The sequence below is a fragment of the Paractinoplanes polyasparticus genome, assembly GCF_019710575.1.
In the GTDB taxonomy this organism is placed as follows: Bacteria; Actinomycetota; Actinomycetes; order Mycobacteriales; family Micromonosporaceae; genus Actinoplanes; species Actinoplanes polyasparticus.
The window spans coordinates 18193-39715 of record NZ_JAHWFK010000023.1 but is presented as its reverse complement, the minus strand read 5'-3'; the positions used below and the strand labels follow the sequence as shown (position 1 = coordinate 39715).

The window sequence follows — 21523 nt, the reverse complement described above, 5'->3', positions numbered from 1 at the left end:
CCGCCTCGGGGCATGGGCGGGGACGTTACGCGGTGTCAAGCCGGAGCAGCCGAGTTATCCACAGGGGGCGGCATGACAATTCCTGGTGAGATCCTGTTCGGCGACGGCGAGATCGAGATCAACCCCGGGCGCGAGACGCTGGCCATGACCGTGCGCAACACCGGCGACCGCCCCGTGCAGGTCGGCTCCCACTTCCACTTCGCCGAATCCAACGAGGCCCTCGACTTCGACCGCGGCGCCGCCTGGGGCCACCGCCTGGCCGTTCCCGCGGGCACCTCGGTGCGCTTCGAACCCGGAATCCCCCGCGACATCTCGCTGGTGGCGCTGGAGGGCGCCCGCATCGTGCCTGGCCTGCGCGGACTGGCCGGAGGGCCGCTCGACAACGGCGGCCCCGCTCCCGCCATCGAAAAGAAAGCCGCGCCCGAGAACCCCGAGAACGGGAGCCCGCGATGACCACCCTCGACCGCGGGCGCTACGCCGCTCTCTACGGCCCCACCAAAGGCGACCGCATCCGGCTGGCCGACACCAACCTGCTCATCGAGATCGAGGAGGACCGCAGCGCCGGCCCCCGCCCGGGCGACGAGGTCGTCTTCGGCGGCGGCAAGGTGATCCGCGAGTCGATGGGACAGTCGCGGGCCACCCGCGCCGAGGGCAGCCCGGACACGGTCATCACCGGCGCCGTCGTGCTCGACCACTGGGGGATCGTCAAGGCCGACATCGGCATCCGGGACGGCCGGATCACCGCGATCGGCAAGGCCGGCAACCCCGACACGATGGACGGCGTGCATCCCGACCTGGTCATCGGGCCCGGCACCGAGATCATCGCGGGCAACGGCAAGATCCTCACGGCGGGCGCGATCGACAGCCACGTGCACCTGATCAGCCCGACGATCCTGGACACGGCGCTGGCCACCGGCATCACGACGATCATCGGCGGCGGCACCGGGCCGGCCGAGGGCACCAAGGCCACCACCGTCACGCCCAACGCCTGGTATCTGGCCCGCATGCTCGAGGCCATCGACGTGTACCCGATCAATGTGCTGCTGCTCGGCAAGGGCAACACCATGTCGGAGGACTCGATGTGGGAGCAGCTGCGCGGCGGGGCGGGCGGCTTCAAGCTGCACGAGGACTGGGGTACGACCCCGGCCGTCATCGACGCTGCCCTGCGGGTGGCTGACGCCTCCGGGGTGCAGGTGGCGATCCACACCGACACCCTGAACGAGGCCGGCTTCGTCGAGGAGACGCTGCGGGCCATCGCCGGCCGGTCGATCCACGCGTATCACACCGAGGGCGCCGGCGGCGGGCACGCGCCGGACATCATCACGGTGGCCGCCCACCCGAACGTGCTGCCGTCCTCGACCAACCCGACCCGGCCGTACACCCGCAACACCCTCAGCGAGCACCTCGACATGCTGATGGTCTGCCACCACCTGAACTCGGCCGTGCCGGAAGATCTCGCGTTCGCCGAGAGCCGGATCCGCCCGTCCACGATGGCCGCCGAGGACCTGCTGCACGACCTGGGCGCGATCTCGATGATCGGCTCGGACTCGCAGGCCATGGGCCGGGTCGGGGAGGTGGTCCTGCGGACGTGGCAGACCGCCCACGTCATGAAGGCCCGCCGCGGCAGTCTCGCGGGCGACTCCGCCGCCGACAACAACCGGGCCAAGCGGTACGTCGCCAAGTACACGATCTGCCCGGCCGTGGCGCACGGCATGTCGTCGCACATCGGCTCGGTCGAGCCGGGCAAGCTGGCCGACCTGGTGCTGTGGGACCCGGCGTTCTTCGGTGTGCGCCCGGCCCTGGTCATCAAGGGCGGCATGATCGCGTACGCGCAGATGGGTGACGCGAACGCGTCGATCCCCACCCCGCAGCCGATGTTGCCGCGCCCGATGTTCGGCGCCCACGGCGTCGTGCCGGCCCAGACGTCGCTGGCCTTCGTGGCCGAGGCCGCCATCGACGCGCTGCTGACCGACCGCGTCGGCGTCAAGCGCACCTTCGCCCCGGTCGAGAACACCCGCCGGGTCACCAAGGCCGACATGCCGCTGAACGACGCGCTGCCCGACATCCGGGTCGACGCGGACACGTTCGAGGTGCGTGTCGACGGCGAGGTCATCGAGCCCGACCCGGTCACCGAACTGCCCATGGCCCAGCGCTACTTCCTGTTCTGATGAGCCTCGCCACGCTTCTCGTGCTGGCTGACGGGCGGTTGCCCGCGGGCGGTCACGCGCACTCGGGCGGTCTCGAGGCGCAGGTCTCGGCCGGACGCGTGCGCGATGTCGACGACGTCGCCGGGTTCCTGCGCGGCAAACTCGTCACCTCCGGGCTCGTCGCCGCAGCCTTCGCCGCTGCCGCCTGCGACCGGCCGGCCCGCTCCCCGGATCTCGACGCGGGCTTCGATTCCCGTACGCCGTCGCCCGCGCTCCGCAAGGCCTCGCGCGCACAGGGCCGGGCGCTGCTGCGGGCCGCGCGGGCCATGTGGAGCCTGCCGCCGGCCGGCCGCGAGCCGCACCAGCCCGTGGCGCTGGGTGTGGTCGCCTCGGCGGCTGGGCTCACGCCGGTCGAAGCGGCCGTCGCGGCGGCCCACGGCATGGTCAGCGGTACGGCCAGTGCCGCCGTACGGCTGCTGGGCCTCGACCCCTATGCGGTGCACGGGCTGCTGGCCCGGCTCGCTCCCGAATGCGACCGGATCGCGGCGGCCGCCGCGGCCCGGGCCGGCGACCCGGTCGACGACCTGCCGGCCGCCGGAGCGCCCCTGCTCGACATCGGCGCCGAGCTCCACGCCACCTGGGAGGTGCGTCTCTTTGCATCCTGATCACTCCGTCGCCGGTGGGGCTCTCCCCCACCCCTCGGACGGCTACACGCACGACCACGACCACGACGACCTCCCGCACACGCACCCCGACCCCGGCGTCGACCCGCACGCGCCGCTCTCCGCCGGGCCCCGCGCCCTGCGGGTCGGCATCGGCGGCCCGGTCGGCTCGGGCAAGACCGCCCTGGTCGCGGCGCTGTGCCGGGCCCTCGGCGACGAGTTGCGGCTGGCCGTGGTCACCAACGACATCTACACCACCGAGGACGCCGACTTCCTGCTGCGCAACGGCGTGCTGCCGGCGGAGCGGGTGCGCGCGGTCGAGACGGGCTGCTGTCCGCACACGGCGATCCGCGACGACATCTCGGCCAACCTGGACGCGGTGGAAGACCTGGAGGCGGCGCTCGGCCCGCTCGACCTGGTGCTCGTGGAGAGCGGCGGCGACAACCTCACCGCCACGTTCAGCAAGGGCCTGATCGACCACCAGATCTTCGTGGTCGACGTGGCCGGCGGCGACAAGGTGCCCCGCAAGGGCGGCCCCGGCGTGACCGCGGCCGACCTGCTGGTCATCAACAAGACCGACCTGGCTCCCATGGTGGGCGCCGACCTGGCGGTGATGGACCACGACGCCCGGGCCCGCCGCGGCGATCTGCCCACGGTCTTCCTCTCCCTGGTCGAGGACCGCCAGGCGTCCCCGGTCGCGGACTGGATCCGCGGCCTGGTCGCCGCCCGGGTGCCCGCCGCATGACGAGCCGGTCGCCCACGTGAAGGCCTTCTCCCGGGTAGTCGCCGAGCCGGACGGGCTCGGCGGCACCCGGCTGGCCGTCCTGCGCAGCGAGTCCCCCCTCCTGCTGCGCCGCACCGGTCCGGCCACGGTTCACCTGGTGGGCGGCGGCGCCGGCCCACTGCGCGGCGACGACCTGCGGCTCGAGATCGAAGTGGGCCCCGGCGCGACCCTGGAGATCCGCAGCGTGGCCGCGCAGCTGGCCCTGCCCGGCCGCGCCCACCTGCCGCAGTCCCGCCTCGAGATCCACGCGACGGTGGCCGGCACCCTGCGCTGGCTGCCCGAGCCACTCATCGCCGCGGCCGGTTGCCACCACCTGACCGTCACCCGCATCGAGGTGGCGACGGGCGGTTCCCTGCTCTGGCGCGACGACCTGGTCTGCGGCCGCCACGGTGAAAGCGCCGGCGATTTCCGAGCCGACACCACGATCCGGTACGCCGGCAGCACGCTCTACCGCCACGAGCTGTCGATCGGCCCGTCCGCCCCCGGCTGGTCGGGCGCGGCAGTCCTCGGCGGCGGCCGCGCGCTGGGCACGGTCGTCGCCGTCCCCGCCGCGATGCTGCCCCCGCCGTCGTCGGGTCCCGGCGATGTCGCGATCATGCCGTTGGCAGGCCCCGGCGCCCTGGCCACCGCCGTCGGCGCCGACATCCGCCCCGTACGCGCCGCCCTGGACCCGCTCACCGAGCCCGCCCTCATCCACAGCTGAAGCGGAACGGCACGAGGGCGGCCCGCTCGGGCCGCCCTCGCTCTATTGATCGATCAAGCTGCAAGCGCGATCGGTACGCCGTTGGCATCGGTCAGGGCCAGGCGGGTGTGCAGGTTGCCCTGCTGGGCCACCCGGGCGAAATACTCCGACCGGCGGCGCTGCAGGCACCCCTTGCGCGTACGAGGTCCGCCCGCTGCCACCGTCAGCAGCTCCGGCGCCAGCGAGCTGTTCAGGCCCTCGCGGAGCAGTTGCAGCGCCTCGGTGCGCAGCTGGGAGATGCGCGACTCGGTCACGCCGAGCCGGGCCGCCACGTCGCTGAGGGGCTGCTCCTGCAGGAACGACTCGGTGACGACCAGGCGCAGCCGCTCGGGGAGCGCCTGGATCGCCTGGTGCAGGTAGCCGAGGCGTTCCCGCTTGAGCAGCAGGTCCTCGGGCCCCTCCGAGGTCTCCGGCACCATCTCCTCGGCCGCCCCGGTGGGGAAGCCCTGCAGGCTGAGCAGCGCCGCCTTCTGCACGTCGTCCTCGACCGTGGCCAGTTCGGCGACGCCGATGCCGAGCAGTTCGGCCACCTCGGCGTCGGTCGGCGTGCGGCCGAGGGCGGCGGTGAGCTCCTGGCGGGCGGCCGCGCTCTTGCGAGCCCGGGCGCGCACCGAGCGGCTTGCCCAGTCCTGTCCGCGCAGCTCGTCGAGCAGCGCGCCGCGGATGCGGACCGCTGCGAAGCGGTGGAACGGGATTCCGCGGCTCACGTCGAAGGACCGGGCCGCGCCCAGCAGCGCGGCGAACCCGGCCGAGGACAGGTCGTCCGCATGGACGTGGCCCGGTACCCGGTTCAGAAGTTCCCGGACCAGATGGCCAACCATCGGCATGTGTTCGCGGACCAGGTCCTCGATGTCGCGCGCGGAGGGCGCGTCGTGGGTCGTGCCGATGGTGGCGGGGAGTTGGGTCGCGTCGGTCACGTAGGCCTCCTCGCTCATACGACCGGTTGGGTGAAACCGGCTGACGAGGAAGACTTTTGCCGTCGAAAGGTGCGAAGGCGGCCGAACTCGGTTGCTTTTCAGGTGCTTTTCGTGAAAACGACTCAGGTTTTGCCGTGGGGCCGGCGGGGCCGTTCTCAGTGCAGAACGACGTCCCGGCGAGGCTCGAGGACCTCGGTCAGTTCGGCGTGGACCCAGTGCATCCGGCGGACCGCCGTGTCCGGGTGGTCACCGAACTCCAGGGCCACGCTCGCCGCACAGCCGTCGCTGCCGTACTGCAGGATCATCGTGGTCACCGCACGCTCCACCGCCTCATGGCTGGGGCACTGCGAGGGCTGCAGGTCGGAGACGAACAGTGCCTCCGCTGCCAGATCCCGGACGATGCTGATCATGTCGAACTCCCCGATGGAAGACTTCTGTGCGCAGCAGGCATTGCCGCTTCTCGCGGCATTTCAGACCGTGCCTACGCCCAGTTCCGCTATCTCATCTTTGCCCAGGCGCCGCCCCCGCCCGGCCGCCACGCCGGGCGACTCGGAGGAAACTGTCCTGATCATCACCTTCACCCTAACTCCGTGACCGGGGCTGTGACGTCTGGTTTTCACCGCGGCTCAGTTCAGATCCCGACAGCTCGCCGGACACAAGGAGAAGGACCGGCTCGAGTGAGCCGGTCCTTCTTCGTCAAGGTGCTGTCAGCAGTCGTCGCCGGCGCTCTCTTCGCACCCCTCACCGGCGGCGTCGCCCGGGACGCCCGGTGGGGTCTCGGTCTCGGTGTCGACGATGGCCGTCGCCGGCGGCGTCGTCGCCGGCGGCGTCGTCTCCGGCGGCCGTGTCGTCGGCGGCAAGGGACTTGGCTCGAGCGTTTCGGTCGGCGTCGGCGTCGGCGTCGGCGTCGGGCTGGGAGACCCAGTGGACCCCGGGTCGGTGGTGGGCGGAGGACCCTTCACAGGGTCACCGCCGCCACCTGGCTTCGTCGTGGTTGGCGGGCCGGTCGTCGGCGTCACCGTGATGATGCCGCCGGGACCCACCGAGATGCCCGGGATGGGCGACGTCGTCGGGCCCAGCTTGGTCTGACCGTTGGCCAGGTGCTGCACGTAGCGCGAGGGCTCCCCCGGCTTGGCCGACACGAACGTCTCGCACTGCGACTCGTTCAGCGAGAACGCCATGGGCGGGGTGTTGCTGTCGACGTAGCGGCCGCTGATCGGCAACGACACCGTCTTCAGCGGCTCGATCGCCAACTCGGACGTGACCGTGATGCCGCCACCCTTGGGCGCCGACTGGGTCAGGCTGGTGTCGCCGTCACCGGAGACGACCTGGTCGCCCGGCATGATGAACCAGAGCTTCCAGTCCTTGACCGGCGTCTCGTTGCGGTTGGCCACCGTGACCTGCGCTTTGAACCGACCCTTGGTGTCGGACCAGACGGCGTAGCTGACCACGCAGCGGGCGGGCGGCGGCAGCGCGGCAGCAGCGGGATTACCGCCGCTGATGTCCTTCGGGCCCCCCGTCAGGCTCCACCCGTACGTTCCGACCGCGAGCAGCAGCACGCCCACAGCCACGACGAGGATGCGGCGGGTCTTGGTCTGCGGCTGGTGAGTCCAGGACCGCGCGGACGACTTGGCCGCCTTGTCGGGCGGGGACGGTGGCTGGTTGCCGACCGCCGGCCGCAGACCGCCGTCGGAGGCGGCCGGGGCGGCGTTGTAGACCGGCCCCGACGGCAGCTCACCGAAGCGGCTGTTGCGAGCCGGAGCGGCCTCGGCAGCCTCAGCTGCCGGTTCCGGCGCCGCGGGCGAGACCGGCGCGGCCGAAGCCGGCGCGACCGCGGGCGACACCTGGGCCGCCGCCGCGAGCGCGAGGATCTCGGCGTACGACTGCGGCGACGGCAGGATCGTCGTGTCCTCGCCGGCGCCGGCCCAGTCGGGCACGTAGCCGCGGGCCACCGCGGGCGCCCCGGCCGAGATGGCGGCCAGGACGTGCGCCAGCTCGGCGCTGGACGGCCGGTCGGCCGGGCGCTTCTCGAGGCACCGGCCGACCAGGGCGTCCACCTCGGGCGGCAGATCTTCGACCGGCGGCAGCGGCTCGGGCTCGGTGTACTGGTGAGCTCGCAGCAGCGCCGTCGTGGTGCCGACGTCCCACGGCAGCTGGCCGATCAGCGTGCGGTAGATGAGCAGGCCGACCGCGTAGACGTCGGTCGCCGGGCTGACCTGGCCGCCCTCGAGCCGCTCGGGCGCGAGGTAGGCCGGCGTGCCGAGCAGGCTGCCGTCGGGGTCGATGTCGTTCTCGCCGATCAGGGCCGAGATGCCGAAGTCGACGACCTTGGCCCCGGTGGCCGTGAGCATGACGTTGGCCGGGGTCACGTCACGGTGGACGATGCCCCGCGAGTGCGCGGCGGCCAGCGCCGCGGCGACCTCGGCAGTTATCCGCACGGCGTGCTGCCAGGGCAGCTTGCGTACGCGGGCGAGCACGGCGGCGAGCGATTCGCCGTCGATCAGCTCCATGACGACGTAGGGAACCGGCTCACCGTCGACGGTGGTCGCTTCGCCGTAGTCGTAGACATTGGTGATGTTCGGGTGGCTGAGGCGGGCTGCCGCCTGAGCCTCCGCGCGCAGCCGGCGCCGGAACGCCGGGTCTGCGCTGGTCGACGGTGGCAGAACTTTGACCGCGACCTGGCGCCCGAGGACCTCGTCGAACCCTCGCCACACCACTGACATCCCGCCGGCGCCGAGCCGCTCGACCAGTCGATAACGACCGGCCAGCAGACTCGAACCGGGCAGGTCCGTCGTGCTCATGTGCCCCCACATGCGCGCCTGAAAGAAACACCGAGTTGCACCGCCATGCTTCTCGGCGTCGGGGTGCCCGGCGGGGTGCCGGGTTTTCCCCATCGACGGAAGGGATGCTAGCCGATGATCGGCCCCCTCACGATCCCGCGCACATGTGGTCTTACCTGCGGATCGTCACAGTCCGTTCCGGGGCCGATCGCACCCGCGACGGGTGCCCGTCCAGTACCCGAAAGTCGGATCCCTGACTGTTTCCTGGGAGCATCAACCCGAGTTAGAGGCAAATGCCCGCTTCATCGGAAGTTTCTCCCAGCATAAGTTTGCCACCATCCAGGGTGGAGGGTTCAACAAACTGTCGCCGTGCTGTCACGCATAGCAGTTGCTCCAAATAGTCGACAAATAATCGCCCTGGAGCAATTGTTGAAGGATCTACCAGTGCAACCCCGCCTGAACGGTCAGCCGCATCCTCTGATCAACCTATTCGATGTGCCAATCTGAGACGGTCACTCTCAGCTGTGGTATCCGGGGATGGGAACACGTCCGTTCCCCATTATTGATCTTGCCGGCGACACGGTGGACCACGGAGCGCGGCCCGGGAGCGCCGGCACGGCCGCGCCGGCCGGCACAGCGCCGAGATCGGCCAGCAGCCCGAGCACCGGCGCGAGCTTCTCGTAGAGCACCAGGACCACGTCACCCGGCACGGCCAGACCCAGCGCCTCCGCGATGGCGTCGCGCACGTCGGGCGCCGGCACGGCGGTGAGCTTCGGCCGGCGGACGCGCATCTCGCGTTCCACCAATGCGGACACCTCCCCCGGCAGACGCCCGCGCGGGTCCTCGTCCTCGTAGAGAACGACCCGGGAGACGCCGTCGGCGATCACCTGCGCGCACGCCGCGAGCAGGTCGTCGCGCCGGTCGCCGGGCAGGGTCACCGCCGCGACACAGCGGTCCGGGCCCCAGAGCCGGTGCAGCGTCCGCACCGTCGCCGCCAGCGCCGCCGGGTTGTGCGCATAGTCGACGAACACCGACACGTCCCCGAGGCGAAGCAGCGTGCCCCGGCCCGCGTTGTCGACCACCGGGTCGAACTCGGCCAGCCGCCGGCACACCGCCTCCTGTCCCGCGCCCAGGGCCCGGGCGGCTGCGATCGCGGCCAGGGCGTTGGCCACCATGTGCGGCGCCGCTCCCCCGTACGCCCCGGGAATCTCCGCCGCCCGCATCAGGGGGGTCCGCCGCGCCCCGGTCTGCTGCACCACCCAGCCGTCGTGCAGCAGGTACGCGGTCGCGCCCCGGGCCAGGTGCTCGTGCAGCACGGGCTGGCCCGGGTCGAGCGAGAACCAGACGATCCGCTTGCGGTCGGCGCGCACCCGCGGCCGGTCGACGAGGGTGCGCACCCACGGGTCGTCGGCGTTGAGCACCAGCGTGCCGCCGTCGCGCACCCGCTCGGCCACCAGCGCCTTGACGTGGGCCAGGTCCTCGACCGTGTCCAGCCCGTCCTGCCCCAGGTGGTCGGCGGTGATGTTGGTCAGCACCCCCACGTCCGACCAGTCGTAGCCCAGCCCGCGCCGAAGCAGCCCACCGCGGGCCGTCTCGAGCACCGCGGCCTGCACGCCCGGGTCGCCGAGCACCATCTGCGCCGACAACGGCCCGGTGGCGTCGGCGCGGTAGACCACCCGGCCGTCGATCCGCACGTCGTCCGTGGTCGCCAGGCCCACCCGCAGGCCGATGTCGGCCAGCAGGTGCCCGGTCATCCGGGTCACCGTCGTCTTGCCGTTCGTGCCGGTCACCGCGACCGTCGGGATCCGCCCGTCGGATCCGGCCGGGAACATCGCCCGCACGATGGCGTCGCCCACGTCCCGCGAGCGCCCGCGCACCGGGGCGAGGTGCATCCGCAGGCCCGGTACGGCGTTGACCTCGATCACCCCGGCCGTGACCTCGTCACCGGCGGCCGCCGGGGGCAGCGGCTCGGCGATGCCGGGCAGCCGCAGGTCGATGCCGGCGATGTCGAGACCGAGCAGCGCGGTGACCCGCAGGCACAGCCGGGCCACGTCGGCGTGTACCTGGTCGGTCACGTCGCAGCTGGTGGCGCCGGTGGACAGATTGCCGGTGGCAGCCAGCCGCACCACGGCGCCCGCGGCCGGAACGCTGTCGCCGGTCAGGCCCTGGCGCTCCAGCATCCGGGGGTCGGCCGTGATCCGGGTCAGCACGCGGGAGTGCCCCACCCCGCGCCGCGGATCGGCGTTGACCTTTCCGACCAGCGCGTCGACCGTACTGGAGCCGTCGCCCACCACCTCGGCGGCGATGCGTTCGGCGGCGGCCACGACCTCGCCCGCCACCACCAGCACGCGATAGTCGCGGCCGTCCAGCTGCCGCTCGACGATCACGTCCCCGCCGGCCTCGGCGAAGGCCCGCTCGACCTCTGCGGTCGTACGCAGATGGAGCGCGACATGCTCGCCCTGCCGGCCGCAGCGGGGTTTGACGACGACCGGGCCGCCCAGCCGGTCGAGCCAGCGCAGCGCTTCGCCGGCCGTGCGCGCCGCCCCGCCCGCGGGCATGGGCACGCCGGCCTCGTCGAGCAGCCGGCGCGTCACCTGCTTGTCGCCGGCGATGTCGATGCCCACCCCACTGGTCCGGTCGGTCATCGCGGCCCAGGCCATCCGGCGGCGGGTGCCCCAGCCCAGCCGCAGCAGGCTCAGGTCGTCGTAGCGCTCGACCGGGATGCCCCGCCGGCGGGCCGCAGCGATGATCGACCGGGTGCTCGGCCCGGCCGCCTCCCGTTCGGCCCGCGCCGCGAGGCCGGCCAGATCGGGCGCCCCCGTCCCGCCCTGTTCGACCGCCAGCACCAGTTCGACGGCGGCGTCGAGCAGGTCGCGGGGCACGTCCGAGCCGGGTGACTCGTCGACCGGGCACTCGAGGATCAGGTTGTAGCAGCCGGGCTCGCCCGCCGACACCGTGCGGCCGAAGCTGACGTCGCGGCCGATCATCTGGGACAGCTCCAGGCAGACGTGCTCGGTGACGTGCCCGAAGTAGGTGCCGCCGCGCATCCGGCTGACGAACCCGCCCGGCGCACCGGACGCGCAGTGGTGCTCGGCCAGTCCGGGCAGGGCGCGCAGCAACCGCTCCGCGAAGCCGGTGACGTCGGAGGTCTCGACGCCGGTCAGCCGGCCCAGATGCAGCCGCGCTACCACAGCCGGCCGGGAGAGATACACGTTCGGTCCGCGCAGGCGGCGCAGGCTCTCGATCTTCATGGGCGGGGCTCCCGGCCGGTGATCTGGAAGGCGTGCCCCGGCGGGCAGCACGGGCGGGTGGCACCCGGCCGGAGCGGCCACCCCTGAGATTAATCGCAATAAAACCGAAACATCGGGCTAATCGTCTTTGTCGGTGGGAAGCAGGTGGGTCACCTCGGCCGGGCCCTCGGCCAGCGCCCACGCCCGCTGCTCCACCTCCTCATCGCTGCCGGTCAGCCGGCCCTCGTGCTGCCGCAGATGGTCCTCCCAGGTGGGCACCTGATAGACCTCGACGTAGCGGACCGGGTCCTCCCCGTCGCGGAACAGGCCCCACCGCGTCGCCCCGGTGCGCAACCGGGTGAGCCGCACGGCGTCCATCGCCGCCACGAACTCGGCCGCCCGGTCGTCCCGTACCCGGTAAACCGCGGTGACCAGCACGGGGCCCTCTTCGGCGTGGGGCTCGAGCATGATGTGCGGCTCGGCCCAGTAGACGGCCGGGCTGCGGTCGGCGTCGTCATGTTCGTGCACCGGCAGCCACCACACGGTCGCCGTGCCCATCAGCATCAGCACGGCGGCCGCGACGAACGTCACGGGCAGGCCGGCCCACTCGGCGACCTGACCCCACGCGAGCGCGCCCACAGCCTGGGCACCCGCGAAGACGACCTGGTAAATGCCGAAACCCCGGGCGCGTACCCAGTTCGGCAGCAGCAGTTGCAGGGTCGCGTTCATCCGCGAGACCAGCGTCATCCAGGCCGCGCCGGCCAGCACCAGCACCGCGCCGACCGCGGCTTCGTGCGGCGCCACCGCGACGACGACCAGAGCGCCGCCGTAGCTCAGGCCGGCCACGACGATCAGGCGGTTGGCGCTCATGACACGGCGGATCCGGGGCATGAGCAGCGCGCCGGCGATCGCCCCGACGCCCAGGGCGGCCAGCAGCACGCCGTAGCCGCTCGCGCCCAGGCGCAACTCCTGGTGCGCGACCACGGGCAGCAAACCCCAGACGACGCTGCCGGGCAGGACGAACAGGATCACCCGGATCAACAGACGGCGTACGGCCGGCGCGTACCGCACGAAGCGCCCGCCCGCCCGCACGGCGGGGCCGAAACGCTCCGGGTGGCTGGGCCCCTTCTTCGGCGGGCGATGCCAGAAGACCAGGGCGAGCGCGAACACGGCGTACGAGATCGCGTTGAGCGCGAAGACGGCGGCCGGCCCGATGTGGGCCACCAGCAGGCCCGCAACCGCCGGACCGGCCGAGCGGGCCAGGTTGGTGTTGACGGCGCCGAGCGCGGACGCGGCCGGCAGTTCGGCGCGGGACACGATCTCGGGGATGACAGCCTGCCAGGTGGGCAGGGTCAGCGCCTGCCCGACGCCGAGCAGGAACGTGAAGAGGAGCAGCAGCGGCGGCGGCATCCGGCCCAGCGCTGTGAGCACGGTCAGCAGCGTCCCGACCAGGAACAACGTGGTCTGTACGGCCATCAGCAACCGCCGCCGGTCGAGCACATCGGCGATCGCGCCGGCCGGCAGGGCGAGCAGCAGCACCGGCAGCATGGTCACGGTCTGCACCAGGCTGGTCCAGGTGGCCGCGTCCGGCTCCTCGACGACCAGCCACTGCGCGCCGACCGTCTGCATCCAGGTGCCGACGTTGCCGGCCAGCACCGCGATCCAGAGCATCCGGAACACGCGCCCCCGCAGCGGCGCCCAGGGTGAATCCACGAAGCGAATCTAGCGGCGGCGGGCCCCGGGCCCGGGCCTGGGCAGCACTTGCCGGAAATCGCTGACGTCGTGCCCCGCGTCGCAGTGGATCTCGACGTGGGCGCGGGCCCCGCAGTCACGGTGTTCGTAGACCAGCGGCGGGCCCTCCGGCTCGGCCAGATAGCGGTCGCCCCAGGCGGCCACCGCGATCAGCACCGGATAGAGGTCGAACCCCTTGGGGGTCAGCCGGTACTCGTTCCGGGCCCGTGCCCCCGGCTGCTGATAGGGCACGCGGCGCAGCACCCCGTTGTCGACCAGCATGGCGAGCCGGTTGGTCAGCACCTGCCGCGGTATGCCGGTGCGCACCCGCATGTCGTCGAAGCGGCGGATGCCCGAGAACACCTCACGCAGCACGACGACGGTCCACTTCTCGCCCAGGATCTCCATCGCCCGCGCCACCGTGCACGTGTCGACCGACCAGTCCAGGGCCTCCGGTGCCGCTGTGGAACTCATGACAGAACCCTAAGTCCACTGGACAGACCCAGCAAGCGGGTGCGAACCTGCGTCCATGAAGCAGACCCAGCAGGACCGGACCCGAACCTTCAGCTGGAGCGACCCGGCGTTGCACGCGGACCTGATCGGCCGCCGCACCGGTCTGGAACTGCTGCAGGGCATGGCCGACGGCTCGCTACCCGCGCCGCCCATCATGCAGCTGATCGACCTGGCCGCCATGCGGGTCGAGCACGGCTCGGTGACCCTGCTGCTCGACCCGCAGGAATTCCACTACAACCCGTTGGGCTCCATGCACGGCGGCGTCATCTCGACGCTGCTCGACACCGCGGCCGCCTGCTCGGTCCACAGCACGCTGCCGGCCGGCGTCGGCTACACCAGCCTCGACCTCAACGTGAAGTTCCTGCGCCCGATCACCCTCGCCTCGGGCCGCCTCACCTGCACCGGCTCGGTGCTGCAGAGCGGCCGCCGGACGGCCCTCGCCGAGGCCCGCCTGTCCGACGGGTCGGGCCGGCTGGTGGCTCAGGCCATGTCCAGCTGCATGTTGTTCCCGCTGGCCGAATGAGCGGTCAGCGCTGCAGACGCTGCCGCCGGGCCTCTCGCTTCTCCTCGAACCGGGCGGCCTGAGCCTCCAGCTCGTCCATGTGAGCGGCGAGCTCCTCGCGGGCCTTCTCGCCGTCCCCGTCCAGGTCGGTACGCCCGAAGACGTCCCACTGGCGCAGCACGGGCTGCAGCACCTCGTCGCGGTGCTGGCGCAGGTCGTAGATGCCGGCCAGCGCGATCGACAGCGCCTTGCGGCCGAAGCCCTCGATGTTGGCGCCGGGCATCTCGAAGGCGGCGACCACGTCGGTGACGGCGCGCATCGCGTGGTTGGGGTCGAGGTCGAACGCCGCCGCCAGCAGGTTCCGGTAGAAGACCATGTGCAGGTTCTCGTCGGCCGCCACCCGCGCCAGCAACTGCTCGGCGATCGGGTCGCCCGTGGCCTTGCCGGTGTTGCGGTGGGAGATGCGGGTCGCGAGCTCCTGGAAGGCGACGTACGCGATCGAGTGCAGGATCTCGTCGGGGTGGCCGTTGGAGTAACCGGCCTCCATGTGGGTCATGCGGGCCCGTTCCAGCTCGACCGGGTCGACGGCCCGGGTCACCGTCAGGTAGTCGCGCAGCGCGATCCCGTGCCGGCCCTCCTCGGCGGTCCAGCGGTGCACCCATGTGCCCCAGGCGCCGTCGCGGCCGAAGAGCGTCGCGATCTCGTGGTGGTACGAGGGCAGGTTGTCCTCGGTGAGCAGGTTGACGATCAGCGCCGTACGCGCGACGTCGGGCAGCGGCGAGTCGGTCGGCCGGTAGGGCTCGCCGCCCAGCAGGCCGTCGAACGTGCGGCCCTCGCTCCACGGCACGTACTCGTGGGGGAACCACTCCTTGGCCAGCGACAGATGCCGGTCGAGGTTGGTCGCCACGACGGGCTCCAGTTCGAGGAGCAACGAGGTCTGGTCCAGCGGCATGACGATCACTCCCTACGGTGCCGTAACTTACGGCACCGTAGGTAAGGGTACGCGCTGCCGCCCGCGCGGCGTCCCGGCGTCCCGCAGGATGAGGCGACGGGACGCCGGCCGGGCGCCGCGCTAGCCGGCGATCACCGGGTGCAGGTCGCCGGCGGGCGGCTGCCAGGTGGTGGCGTCGGCCTCGACCTGGTCGCCGGAGCGGATGTCCTTCACCGTGTCGGGCTCGCCCGGGAACCACACGTAGGGAATCCCGCGACGGTCCGCGTACTGGATCTGCTTGCCGAACTTCGCCGCGGACGGCGCGACCTCGGTCGGGATGCCGCGGCGGCGGAGGGCGGCGGCGATGCGTACGCAGGACGGCCGTTGATCTTCGTTGGGCAGGGCGACCAGCACACAGGTCGGCACGGATCGCGACACGCTCAGGGCGTTCTGCCCGAAGAGCACGCCGAGCATCCGGGACACGCCGATCGAGTAGCCGACGCCGGGGAACCGCTCGTTGCCGGCCGAGGCCAGGTTGTCGTAGCGGCCGCCCGAGCTGATCGAGCCGAACCGCTCGTAGCCCTGCAACTGCGTCTCGTAGACGGTGCCGGTGTAGTAGTCGAGCCCGCGCGCGATCTTCAGCTCGGCCACAACCAGGCCGGGCGCGTTCTCGCGGGCCGTCTCGACCACCTGCAGCAGCTCGTTCAGGCCCTCGTCGAGCAGCGGGTCGTTCACCCCGAGCTTGCGGACGGCGTCCACGAAGGAGCCGTCGTCAGCCGAGATGGCAGCCAGTTCGAGGCACGCCTCGGCCTGGGCCCGGGTCGCGCCGGCGGTCTCGATCAGCGCCTCGGCCACGCGGGCCGGGCCGATCTTGTCGAGCTTGTCGACCGTACGCAGAACCTGCGCCGTGTCCGCGAGGCCGAGCCCACGGTAGAAGCCCTCGCAGACCTTGCGGTTGTTGACCTGGATGCGGATGCGCGGGATCGGCAGGCCGCCGAGCGCGTCCCCGATCACCAGCGGCATCTCGGTGTCGTAGTGGAAGGGCAGCTCGCCGCGGTTGACCACGTCGATGTCGGCCTGCAGGAACTCGCGGTAGCGGCCCTCCTGCGGGCGCTCGCCGCGCCACACCTTCTGGATCTGGTAGCGCCGGAACGGGAACTGCAGCTTGCCCGCGTTCTCGACGACGAACCGGGCGAACGGCACGGTCAGGTCGAAGTGCAGGCCGAGCTGGTCGTCGTCCTTGGCGTTCTCGTCGGCCTGCAGGCGGCGCAGCAGGTAGACCTCCTTGGACGTCTCCCCCTTGCTCACCAGGGTCTCGAGCGGCTCGACGGAACGGGTCTCGAGCGGGGAGAAGCCGTACAGCTCGAAGGTGGAGCGGATCCGGTCGAGGACCCGCTGCTCGATCATGCGCTGCGGCGGCATCCATTCGGGAAAGCCGGAAATGGGCATTGCTCTTCAATCTCCTCAGAAGACGCTCAAAGTCCGCGGCCGGGCGCTGCGACGAGTTCCCGCAGGTACGGGTTCGTCGCGCGCTCGCGGCCGACGGTGGTGGCCGGTCCGTGGCCGGGCAGGACGACGGTGTCGTCGGCCAGCGGGAGGATCTTGTCCCGCAGGCTGGTCATCATCGTCGGCGTGCTGCCGCCCGGCAGGTCGGTGCGCCCGATCGAGCCGGCGAAGAGAACATCCCCGGAGAGGCAGACCTGGTCCGCGTCGAAGGAGGAGCCCGCGCCGGGCAGCCGGAACAGCACCGACCCGCCGGTATGGCCGGGCGCATGGTCGACGGTCACCTCGAGGCCGGCCAGCACCATCGTCTCGCCGTCGGTGAGCAGGGCGACGTCGTCGGGCTCCGAATAGGTCAGTCGACCCCCGAAGAGCTGGTCGATACCCATGCCGAGACCCTTGGCCGGGTCGGCCAGCATCTCGGTGTCGGCGGGGTGCACGTACGCCGGGACGCCGCGCGCGCCGCAGACCGGGGCGACCGAGAAGCTGTGGTCGAGGTGGCCGTGCGTCAGCAGCACCGCGGCCGGGAAGAGCCGGTGCTCGGCGATCACCTCGTCGAGCCGGTCGAGCACGCCGATGCCGGGGTCGACGATCAGGCACTGCTCGCCCGGGGCGGTGGCCACCACATAGCAATTGGTGCCGAAGGCCTGGGCCTCGAAGCCGGTGACGAGCACGCCGGGCCCTCCTCGCGCAGACAGGTACGAATCGTAACGATCCTAGTCGGGCGGGCGCACACCACTTTCTCAGGAGGTAGCCGTACACTCTTGCGGGCGTGTGACACGGTCGTTCGAGAGGACAGCGTTCGGTGGCATCCAGCAGGGACCGGCAGCGCAAGCTGGCGCGGGCGAAGCTCGATCGGCAGATGGTGCGGCGGGCCGCGAAACAGAATCGCCGACGGCGAATGCTCGCGGGCATCGGTTCCGGGGTGGCGGTCCTGCTCATCGTGGCCGGCGTCGCGTGGATCGGCGGCGCGTTCGGTTCCGACGAGACAACCGAGGCGGCCGACCAGGACATCTGTCTCTGGACCCCGCAGAACGCGTCCACGAACTCGAACCTGAAGGACGTGGGCACGCCACCGACCAAGGACATCCCGACGCTCGGCACCCAGACGATGACGATCAGCACCAATCAGGGTGAGCCGGTCGTCGTGGGCCTCGACAGCGAGCTCTCGCCGTGCGGCACGGCCGACATCACGTACCTGGCGAGCAAGAAGTTCTACGACAACACCGACTGCCACGAGATCACGGCGTACGGGGCGGTGCGCTGCGGCGACCCGTCCGGCACGGGTCTCGGCGGCCCGACGTACAGCGTCTACAACGAGAACGTGCCGACCACCCCCGAGCCGAGCGCCTCGGCCGCTCCCGGTTCGAGCACGCCGCTCTACCCGAAGGGCACCGTCGCCCTGATCGGCAACCCGCCGGGCACCAACGGCAGTCAATTCCTGATCTTCACCAAGGACTACTCCCCCGCCACGCCGGAGTTCTCGATCGTCGGCAAGGTGACGGGTGGGCAGGCGACGGTGGACAAGCTGGCCAAGATCCCCACGACGGCCAACGCCACCGGCGACAAGGTCAAGCCGACCAAGAAGATCACCATCAAGACCCTGACCGTCGGCGACGCCCCGGCGTCCGTAGCCCCTTCGGCCAGCACCCAGTCCTGAGCCCCAGGCCGACATATCAGCAGCAGGAGGAACACCGTGTCGTCGATCAAGGACCGGCAACGCGCGGCGGCGAGGGCCCGTCTCGAGAAGGAGATGGCCGAGCGTTCCGCGGCTGCCCGCAAGCGCCGGCAGCGGCAGGCCATCATCGGCTCGGCGATCGCCGTCGTGCTGATCGCGGGCGCCGCCGTGTGGATCGTCACCTCGATCGGCGGTGACGACAACAAGGCCGACTCCCCCACCGCGGCCGGTAACGTCCCGGCCGGCCAGGTCGCCTGCACCTGGACGCCCGACGCGGGCGGCGGCGGCAAGGTCAAGGACGTCGGCACCCCGCCGAAGACCGCACCCAACACCGGCAGCGACGTGCTGACCATGGACACCAACCTGGGCGTCATCAAGGCGACCGTCGACAAGTCCAAGGTGCCCTGCACCGCGGCCAGCTTCGAGTTCCTCGCGAGCAAGAAGTTCTGGGACAACTCGAAGTGCCACCGCCTGGTCAACGAGGCGACCTTCAAGGTGCTCCAGTGCGGCGACCCGTTCGCCTCGGGCAAGGGCTGGCGCGAGACCGACGGCCAGGGCGGCCCGAGCTACACCATGGCCGAGGAGAACCTGCCGACCGACACCAAGAAGCCGTACCCGGCGGGCTCGATCGCGATGGCCAACACCGGGCAGCCCGGCAGCACCGGCAGCCAGTTCTTCATCTGCTCGGAAGACACCCAGCTGCCGGCGAACTACACGCTGCTCGGCACGATCACCGAGGGCCTGAACCTCGTCAAGGACGTGGTCAAGGCGGGCGACGACGGCGCGTTCGCGCAGTCCGCGGGAGGTGGCCACCCGAAGAAAGAGGTGACCATCAAGTCGCTGACGATGGCCGCCGCCTGATCGGTTCATGAGAAAGGGCCCCCGCTTCGGCGGGGGCCCTTTCTTTTCCGGCTAGGCGCCGGACGTGACGCGGTAGGCGTCGAAGACGCCGTCGACCTTACGCACGGCGGCCACCAGGTGACCCAGATGCTTCGGGTCGGCCATCTCGAACGTGAACCGGCTGACGGCCACCCGGTCGCGGGTCGTGGTGACGGTCGCCGAGAGGATGTTGACCCGCTCCTCCGAGAGCACCCGGGTGACGTCGGCCAGCAGCTTGTGCCGGTCGAGCGCCTCGACCTGGATCGCCACCAGGAAGGTGGACGCGCTGGTCGGCTTCCACGTCACCTCGACGACGCGTTCCTGCTGGTCGCGCAGGTCTTCGGCGTTGGCGCAGTCTTCCCGGTGGACGCTGACGCCGCCCGAGCGGGTGACGAAGCCGAACACCGCGTCGCCCGGCACCGGGGTGCAGCAGCGGGCCAGCTTCACCCACACGTCGCTGACACCCTTGACCACGACGCCGGGGTCCTGCGCGGTGCTGCGGTTGCGCGGCGGGCGGGTCGCGACGGCGGTCTCGGCGATGTCCTCGACCGCGCCCTCCTCGCCGCCGAAGCCGGCGACCAGCTTCTGCACGACCGACTGGGCCGACACCGTGCTTTCGCCGATCGCCGCGTAGAGCGACGCGACGTCGGCCAGGTGCAGATCGCGGGCGATCGTCGTGAGGTTCTCGTTCGTCAGCATGCGCTGCAGGGGCAGGCCCTGCTTGCGCATCGCCTTGACGATGGCCTCCTTGCCGTCCTCGATCGCCTCCTCGCGGCGCTCCTTGTTGAAGTACTGCCGGATCTTCGTCCGCGCCCGCGGGCTCTTGACGAAGCCGAGCCAGTCCTGCGTGGGGCCGGCGTTGGCCGACTTCGAGGTGAAGATCTCGATGACGTCGCCGTTGGAGAGCGTCGACTCGAGCGGCACCAGCTTGCCGTTGACCCGGGCGCCGATGCACTTGTGCCCGACCTCGGTGTGCACCGCGTAGGCGAAGTCGACCGGGGTCGACCCCGTCGGCAGCGGGATGACGTCGCCCTTGGGCGTGAAGACGTACACCTCTTGACTCGACAGGTCGAAGCGCAACGCGTCGAGGAACTCGGACGGGTCACTCGCCTCGCGCTGCCAGTCGAGCAGCTGCCGCAGCCAGGTCATCTCGTCGATGTGGGCCGGCGGGCCGACGATCGTCGCGCCCTTCTGCTCCTTGTACTTCCAGTGGGCGGCGATGCCGAACTCGGCCGTGCGGTGCATCGCGAACGTGCGGATCTGCATCTCGACCGGCTTGCCGGTCGGGCCGATGACCGTCGTGTGCAACGACTGGTACATGTTGAACTTCGGCATCGCGATGTAGTCCTTGAACCGGCCCGGCACGGGCTGCCAGTTCGCGTGGATGACGCCCAGCGCGGCGTAGCAGTCGCGGACCGTGTCGACCAGGATGCGCACGCCGACCAGGTCGTAGATGTCGTTGAAGTCGCGGCCCCGCACGATCATCTTTTGATAGATCGAGTAGAGGTGCTTGGGGCGGCCGGTGGTCTCGGCCTTGATCTTCGCGGACTTGAGGTCGAGGCTCACCCGGTTGGTCACCTGGCGCAGCAGCGCCTCTCGCTGCGGCTGGTGCTCGCCGATGAGCCGGTTGATCTCTTCGAACCGCTTGGGGAACAGGGTGCCGAAGGCGAGATCCTCGAGCTCCCACTTGATCGTGTTCATGCCGAGGCGGTGAGCCAGCGGGGCCAGGATCTCGAGCGTCTCCTTGGCCTTCTGCTCCTGCTTGGGGCGCGGCAGGAAGGTCAGGGTGCGCATGTTGTGCAGCCGGTCGGCCAGCTTGATGACCAGCACCCGCGGGTCTTTGGCCATCGCCACGACCATCTTGCGGATGGTCTCGGCCTTGGCCGCGTCGCCCAGCTTGACCCGGTCGAGCTTGGTGACGCCGTCGACCAGCAGCGCGACCTCGCCGCCGAAGTCGCTGCGCATCTGCTCGAGCGAGTAGTCCGTGTCTTCGATGGTGTCGTGCAGCAGGGCCGCGACCAGGGTCGTCGTGTCCATGCCGAGGTTGGCCAGGATCGTCGCCACGGCCAGCGGGTGGGTGATGTAGGGGTCGCCGGACTTGCGGTACTGGCCCGAGTGCCAGCGAGCGGCCACGTCGAAGGCGCGCTGCAGCATGCGGCCGTCGGCCTTGGGGTGGCTGGCCCGGTGGGTGGCGATCAGGGGTTCGAGAACCTCGCTGACCTGGGTGCTCTGCCAGGGCGCGTTGAAGCGCGCCAGCCGGGCCCGCACCCGGCGGCCGGTGGGCGCGCCGGCCAGGGTGCCGAAGCCCGCGGCCGGCGCCTCGGCCGGAGGCATCGGCTGAGTCGCGTCGGAGTCGGGTGCCTCGACCGGCCTCGGCTCGTCAGGGGGCACCGGAGCACCCGCACCGTTCTGTGAGTCCTCGGTCGGCTGCACCGTGCCCTCCGCCGGAGGGACGACGTCGCTGGACACCGGCCTCCTCACACCATCGCTCGGGACCCGGCCGGTCGTCGCCGGCCGGAGAAGTCCA

18 protein-coding genes are annotated in these 21523 nt (G+C 71.3%); 8 read left to right on the top strand and 10 right to left on the bottom strand.

What is annotated here, in order from left to right:
- The first annotated feature begins 72 nt into the window (after window positions 1-72).
- The 5 genes from KXC43_RS22005 to KXC43_RS21985 are packed head-to-tail and all read left to right on the top strand — an operon-like array spanning window position 73 to window position 4296.
- Complete coding sequence (locus KXC43_RS22005) at window positions 73-453, top strand: urease subunit beta (RefSeq protein WP_221378005.1); 381 nt, start codon at window positions 73-75, stop codon at window positions 451-453.
- On the top strand, window positions 450-2168 hold the full coding sequence (locus KXC43_RS22000; RefSeq protein WP_221378004.1) for an urease subunit alpha: 1719 nt from the start codon (window positions 450-452) through the stop codon (window positions 2166-2168). Before KXC43_RS22005 ends, KXC43_RS22000 begins: the two co-directional genes overlap by 4 nt.
- The gene (locus tag KXC43_RS21995) at window positions 2168-2812 is read left to right on the top strand and encodes an urease accessory protein UreF (protein WP_221378003.1); all 645 of its coding nucleotides are present in this window, start codon (window positions 2168-2170) and stop codon (window positions 2810-2812) included. Before KXC43_RS22000 ends, KXC43_RS21995 begins: the two co-directional genes overlap by 1 nt.
- Window positions 2802-3554, top strand: a complete 753-nt coding sequence (ureG, locus tag KXC43_RS21990) for an urease accessory protein UreG (protein WP_221378002.1) — start codon at window positions 2802-2804, stop codon at window positions 3552-3554. Before KXC43_RS21995 ends, ureG begins: the two co-directional genes overlap by 11 nt.
- A 16-nt stretch (window positions 3555-3570) precedes the next feature.
- Window positions 3571-4296, top strand: a complete 726-nt coding sequence (locus KXC43_RS21985) for an urease accessory protein UreD (protein WP_221378001.1) — start codon at window positions 3571-3573, stop codon at window positions 4294-4296.
- A gap of 53 nt (window positions 4297-4349) precedes the next feature.
- Here the strand turns inward: KXC43_RS21985 and KXC43_RS21980 are convergent, their stop codons facing one another.
- From KXC43_RS21980 to KXC43_RS21955, 6 genes are all read right to left on the bottom strand, one after another.
- Complete coding sequence (locus KXC43_RS21980) at window positions 4350-5252, bottom strand: sigma-70 family RNA polymerase sigma factor (RefSeq protein ID WP_221378000.1); 903 nt, start codon at window positions 5250-5252, stop codon at window positions 4350-4352.
- A gap of 155 nt (window positions 5253-5407) precedes the next feature.
- Window positions 5408-5662: a hypothetical protein gene (locus KXC43_RS21975; protein ID WP_221377999.1), complete on the bottom strand. Its 255-nt coding sequence runs from the start codon at window positions 5660-5662 to the stop codon at window positions 5408-5410.
- Window positions 5663-5959: 297 nt separating this feature from the next.
- The gene (locus tag KXC43_RS21970) at window positions 5960-8053 is read right to left on the bottom strand and encodes a serine/threonine-protein kinase (protein ID WP_221377998.1); all 2094 of its coding nucleotides are present in this window, start codon (window positions 8051-8053) and stop codon (window positions 5960-5962) included.
- Between the two features lie 497 nt (window positions 8054-8550).
- Window positions 8551-11283, bottom strand: a complete 2733-nt coding sequence (cphA, locus tag KXC43_RS21965) for a cyanophycin synthetase (RefSeq protein ID WP_221377997.1) — start codon at window positions 11281-11283, stop codon at window positions 8551-8553.
- 117 nt (window positions 11284-11400) lie between these two features.
- Window positions 11401-12975, bottom strand: coding sequence for an MFS transporter (locus tag KXC43_RS21960; RefSeq protein ID WP_221377996.1), 1575 nt, complete (start codon window positions 12973-12975; stop codon window positions 11401-11403).
- Between the two features lie 9 nt (window positions 12976-12984).
- The gene (locus KXC43_RS21955) at window positions 12985-13467 is read right to left on the bottom strand and encodes a winged helix-turn-helix transcriptional regulator (RefSeq protein WP_221377995.1); all 483 of its coding nucleotides are present in this window, start codon (window positions 13465-13467) and stop codon (window positions 12985-12987) included.
- Between the two features lie 55 nt (window positions 13468-13522).
- Here KXC43_RS21955 and KXC43_RS21950 point away from each other — a divergent pair, with 55 nt between their 5' ends.
- Window positions 13523-14029 (top strand): PaaI family thioesterase, encoded by a 507-nt coding sequence (locus tag KXC43_RS21950; protein WP_221377994.1) that lies wholly within the window; start codon window positions 13523-13525, stop codon window positions 14027-14029.
- Window positions 14030-14033: 4 nt separating this feature from the next.
- Here KXC43_RS21950 and KXC43_RS21945 read toward each other — a convergent pair whose 3' ends face one another.
- The 3 genes from KXC43_RS21945 to KXC43_RS21935 form a co-directional block, all read right to left on the bottom strand.
- A complete protein-coding gene (locus KXC43_RS21945) occupies window positions 14034-14960 on the bottom strand; it encodes an acyl-ACP desaturase (protein ID WP_221377993.1) in 927 nt (308 codons plus the stop codon).
- A gap of 120 nt (window positions 14961-15080) precedes the next feature.
- Window positions 15081-16388: a histidine--tRNA ligase gene (gene hisS, locus KXC43_RS21940; RefSeq protein WP_221377992.1), complete on the bottom strand. Its 1308-nt coding sequence runs from the start codon at window positions 16386-16388 to the stop codon at window positions 15081-15083.
- Window positions 16389-16414: 26 nt separating this feature from the next.
- The gene (locus KXC43_RS21935) at window positions 16415-17113 is read right to left on the bottom strand and encodes an MBL fold metallo-hydrolase (protein ID WP_221377991.1); all 699 of its coding nucleotides are present in this window, start codon (window positions 17111-17113) and stop codon (window positions 16415-16417) included.
- A 131-nt stretch (window positions 17114-17244) separates the two neighbouring features.
- Between KXC43_RS21935 and KXC43_RS21930 the strand changes: the two genes are divergently transcribed.
- Entirely contained in the window at window positions 17245-18099 is an 855-nt protein-coding gene (locus KXC43_RS21930; protein ID WP_221377990.1) for a peptidylprolyl isomerase, read from the top strand.
- Between the two features lie 36 nt (window positions 18100-18135).
- Window positions 18136-18978, top strand: a complete 843-nt coding sequence (locus tag KXC43_RS21925; RefSeq protein ID WP_221377989.1) for a peptidylprolyl isomerase — start codon at window positions 18136-18138, stop codon at window positions 18976-18978.
- A 51-nt stretch (window positions 18979-19029) separates the two neighbouring features.
- Here KXC43_RS21925 and KXC43_RS21920 read toward each other — a convergent pair whose 3' ends face one another.
- Window positions 19030-21465, bottom strand: a complete 2436-nt coding sequence (locus tag KXC43_RS21920) for a RelA/SpoT family protein (protein WP_221377988.1) — start codon at window positions 21463-21465, stop codon at window positions 19030-19032.
- Between the last annotated feature and the right edge of the window lie 58 nt (window positions 21466-21523).

Coding starts and splice junctions, on each gene's coding strand:
- KXC43_RS22005 (WP_221378005.1), top strand. CDS start 73: ATGACAATTCCTGGTGAGATCCTGTTCGGCGACGGCGAGATCGAGATC.
- KXC43_RS22000 (WP_221378004.1), top strand. CDS start 450: ATGACCACCCTCGACCGCGGGCGCTACGCCGCTCTCTACGGCCCCACC.
- KXC43_RS21995 (WP_221378003.1), top strand. CDS start 2,168: ATGAGCCTCGCCACGCTTCTCGTGCTGGCTGACGGGCGGTTGCCCGCG.
- KXC43_RS21975 (WP_221377999.1), bottom strand. CDS start 5,662: ATGATCAGCATCGTCCGGGATCTGGCAGCGGAGGCACTGTTCGTCTCC.
- KXC43_RS21970 (WP_221377998.1), bottom strand. CDS start 8,053: ATGAGCACGACGGACCTGCCCGGTTCGAGTCTGCTGGCCGGTCGTTAT.
- cphA (WP_221377997.1), bottom strand. CDS start 11,283: ATGAAGATCGAGAGCCTGCGCCGCCTGCGCGGACCGAACGTGTATCTC.
- KXC43_RS21955 (WP_221377995.1), bottom strand. CDS start 13,467: ATGAGTTCCACAGCGGCACCGGAGGCCCTGGACTGGTCGGTCGACACG.
- KXC43_RS21950 (WP_221377994.1), top strand. CDS start 13,523: ATGAAGCAGACCCAGCAGGACCGGACCCGAACCTTCAGCTGGAGCGAC.
- KXC43_RS21945 (WP_221377993.1), bottom strand. CDS start 14,960: ATGCCGCTGGACCAGACCTCGTTGCTCCTCGAACTGGAGCCCGTCGTG.
- hisS (WP_221377992.1), bottom strand. CDS start 16,388: ATGCCCATTTCCGGCTTTCCCGAATGGATGCCGCCGCAGCGCATGATC.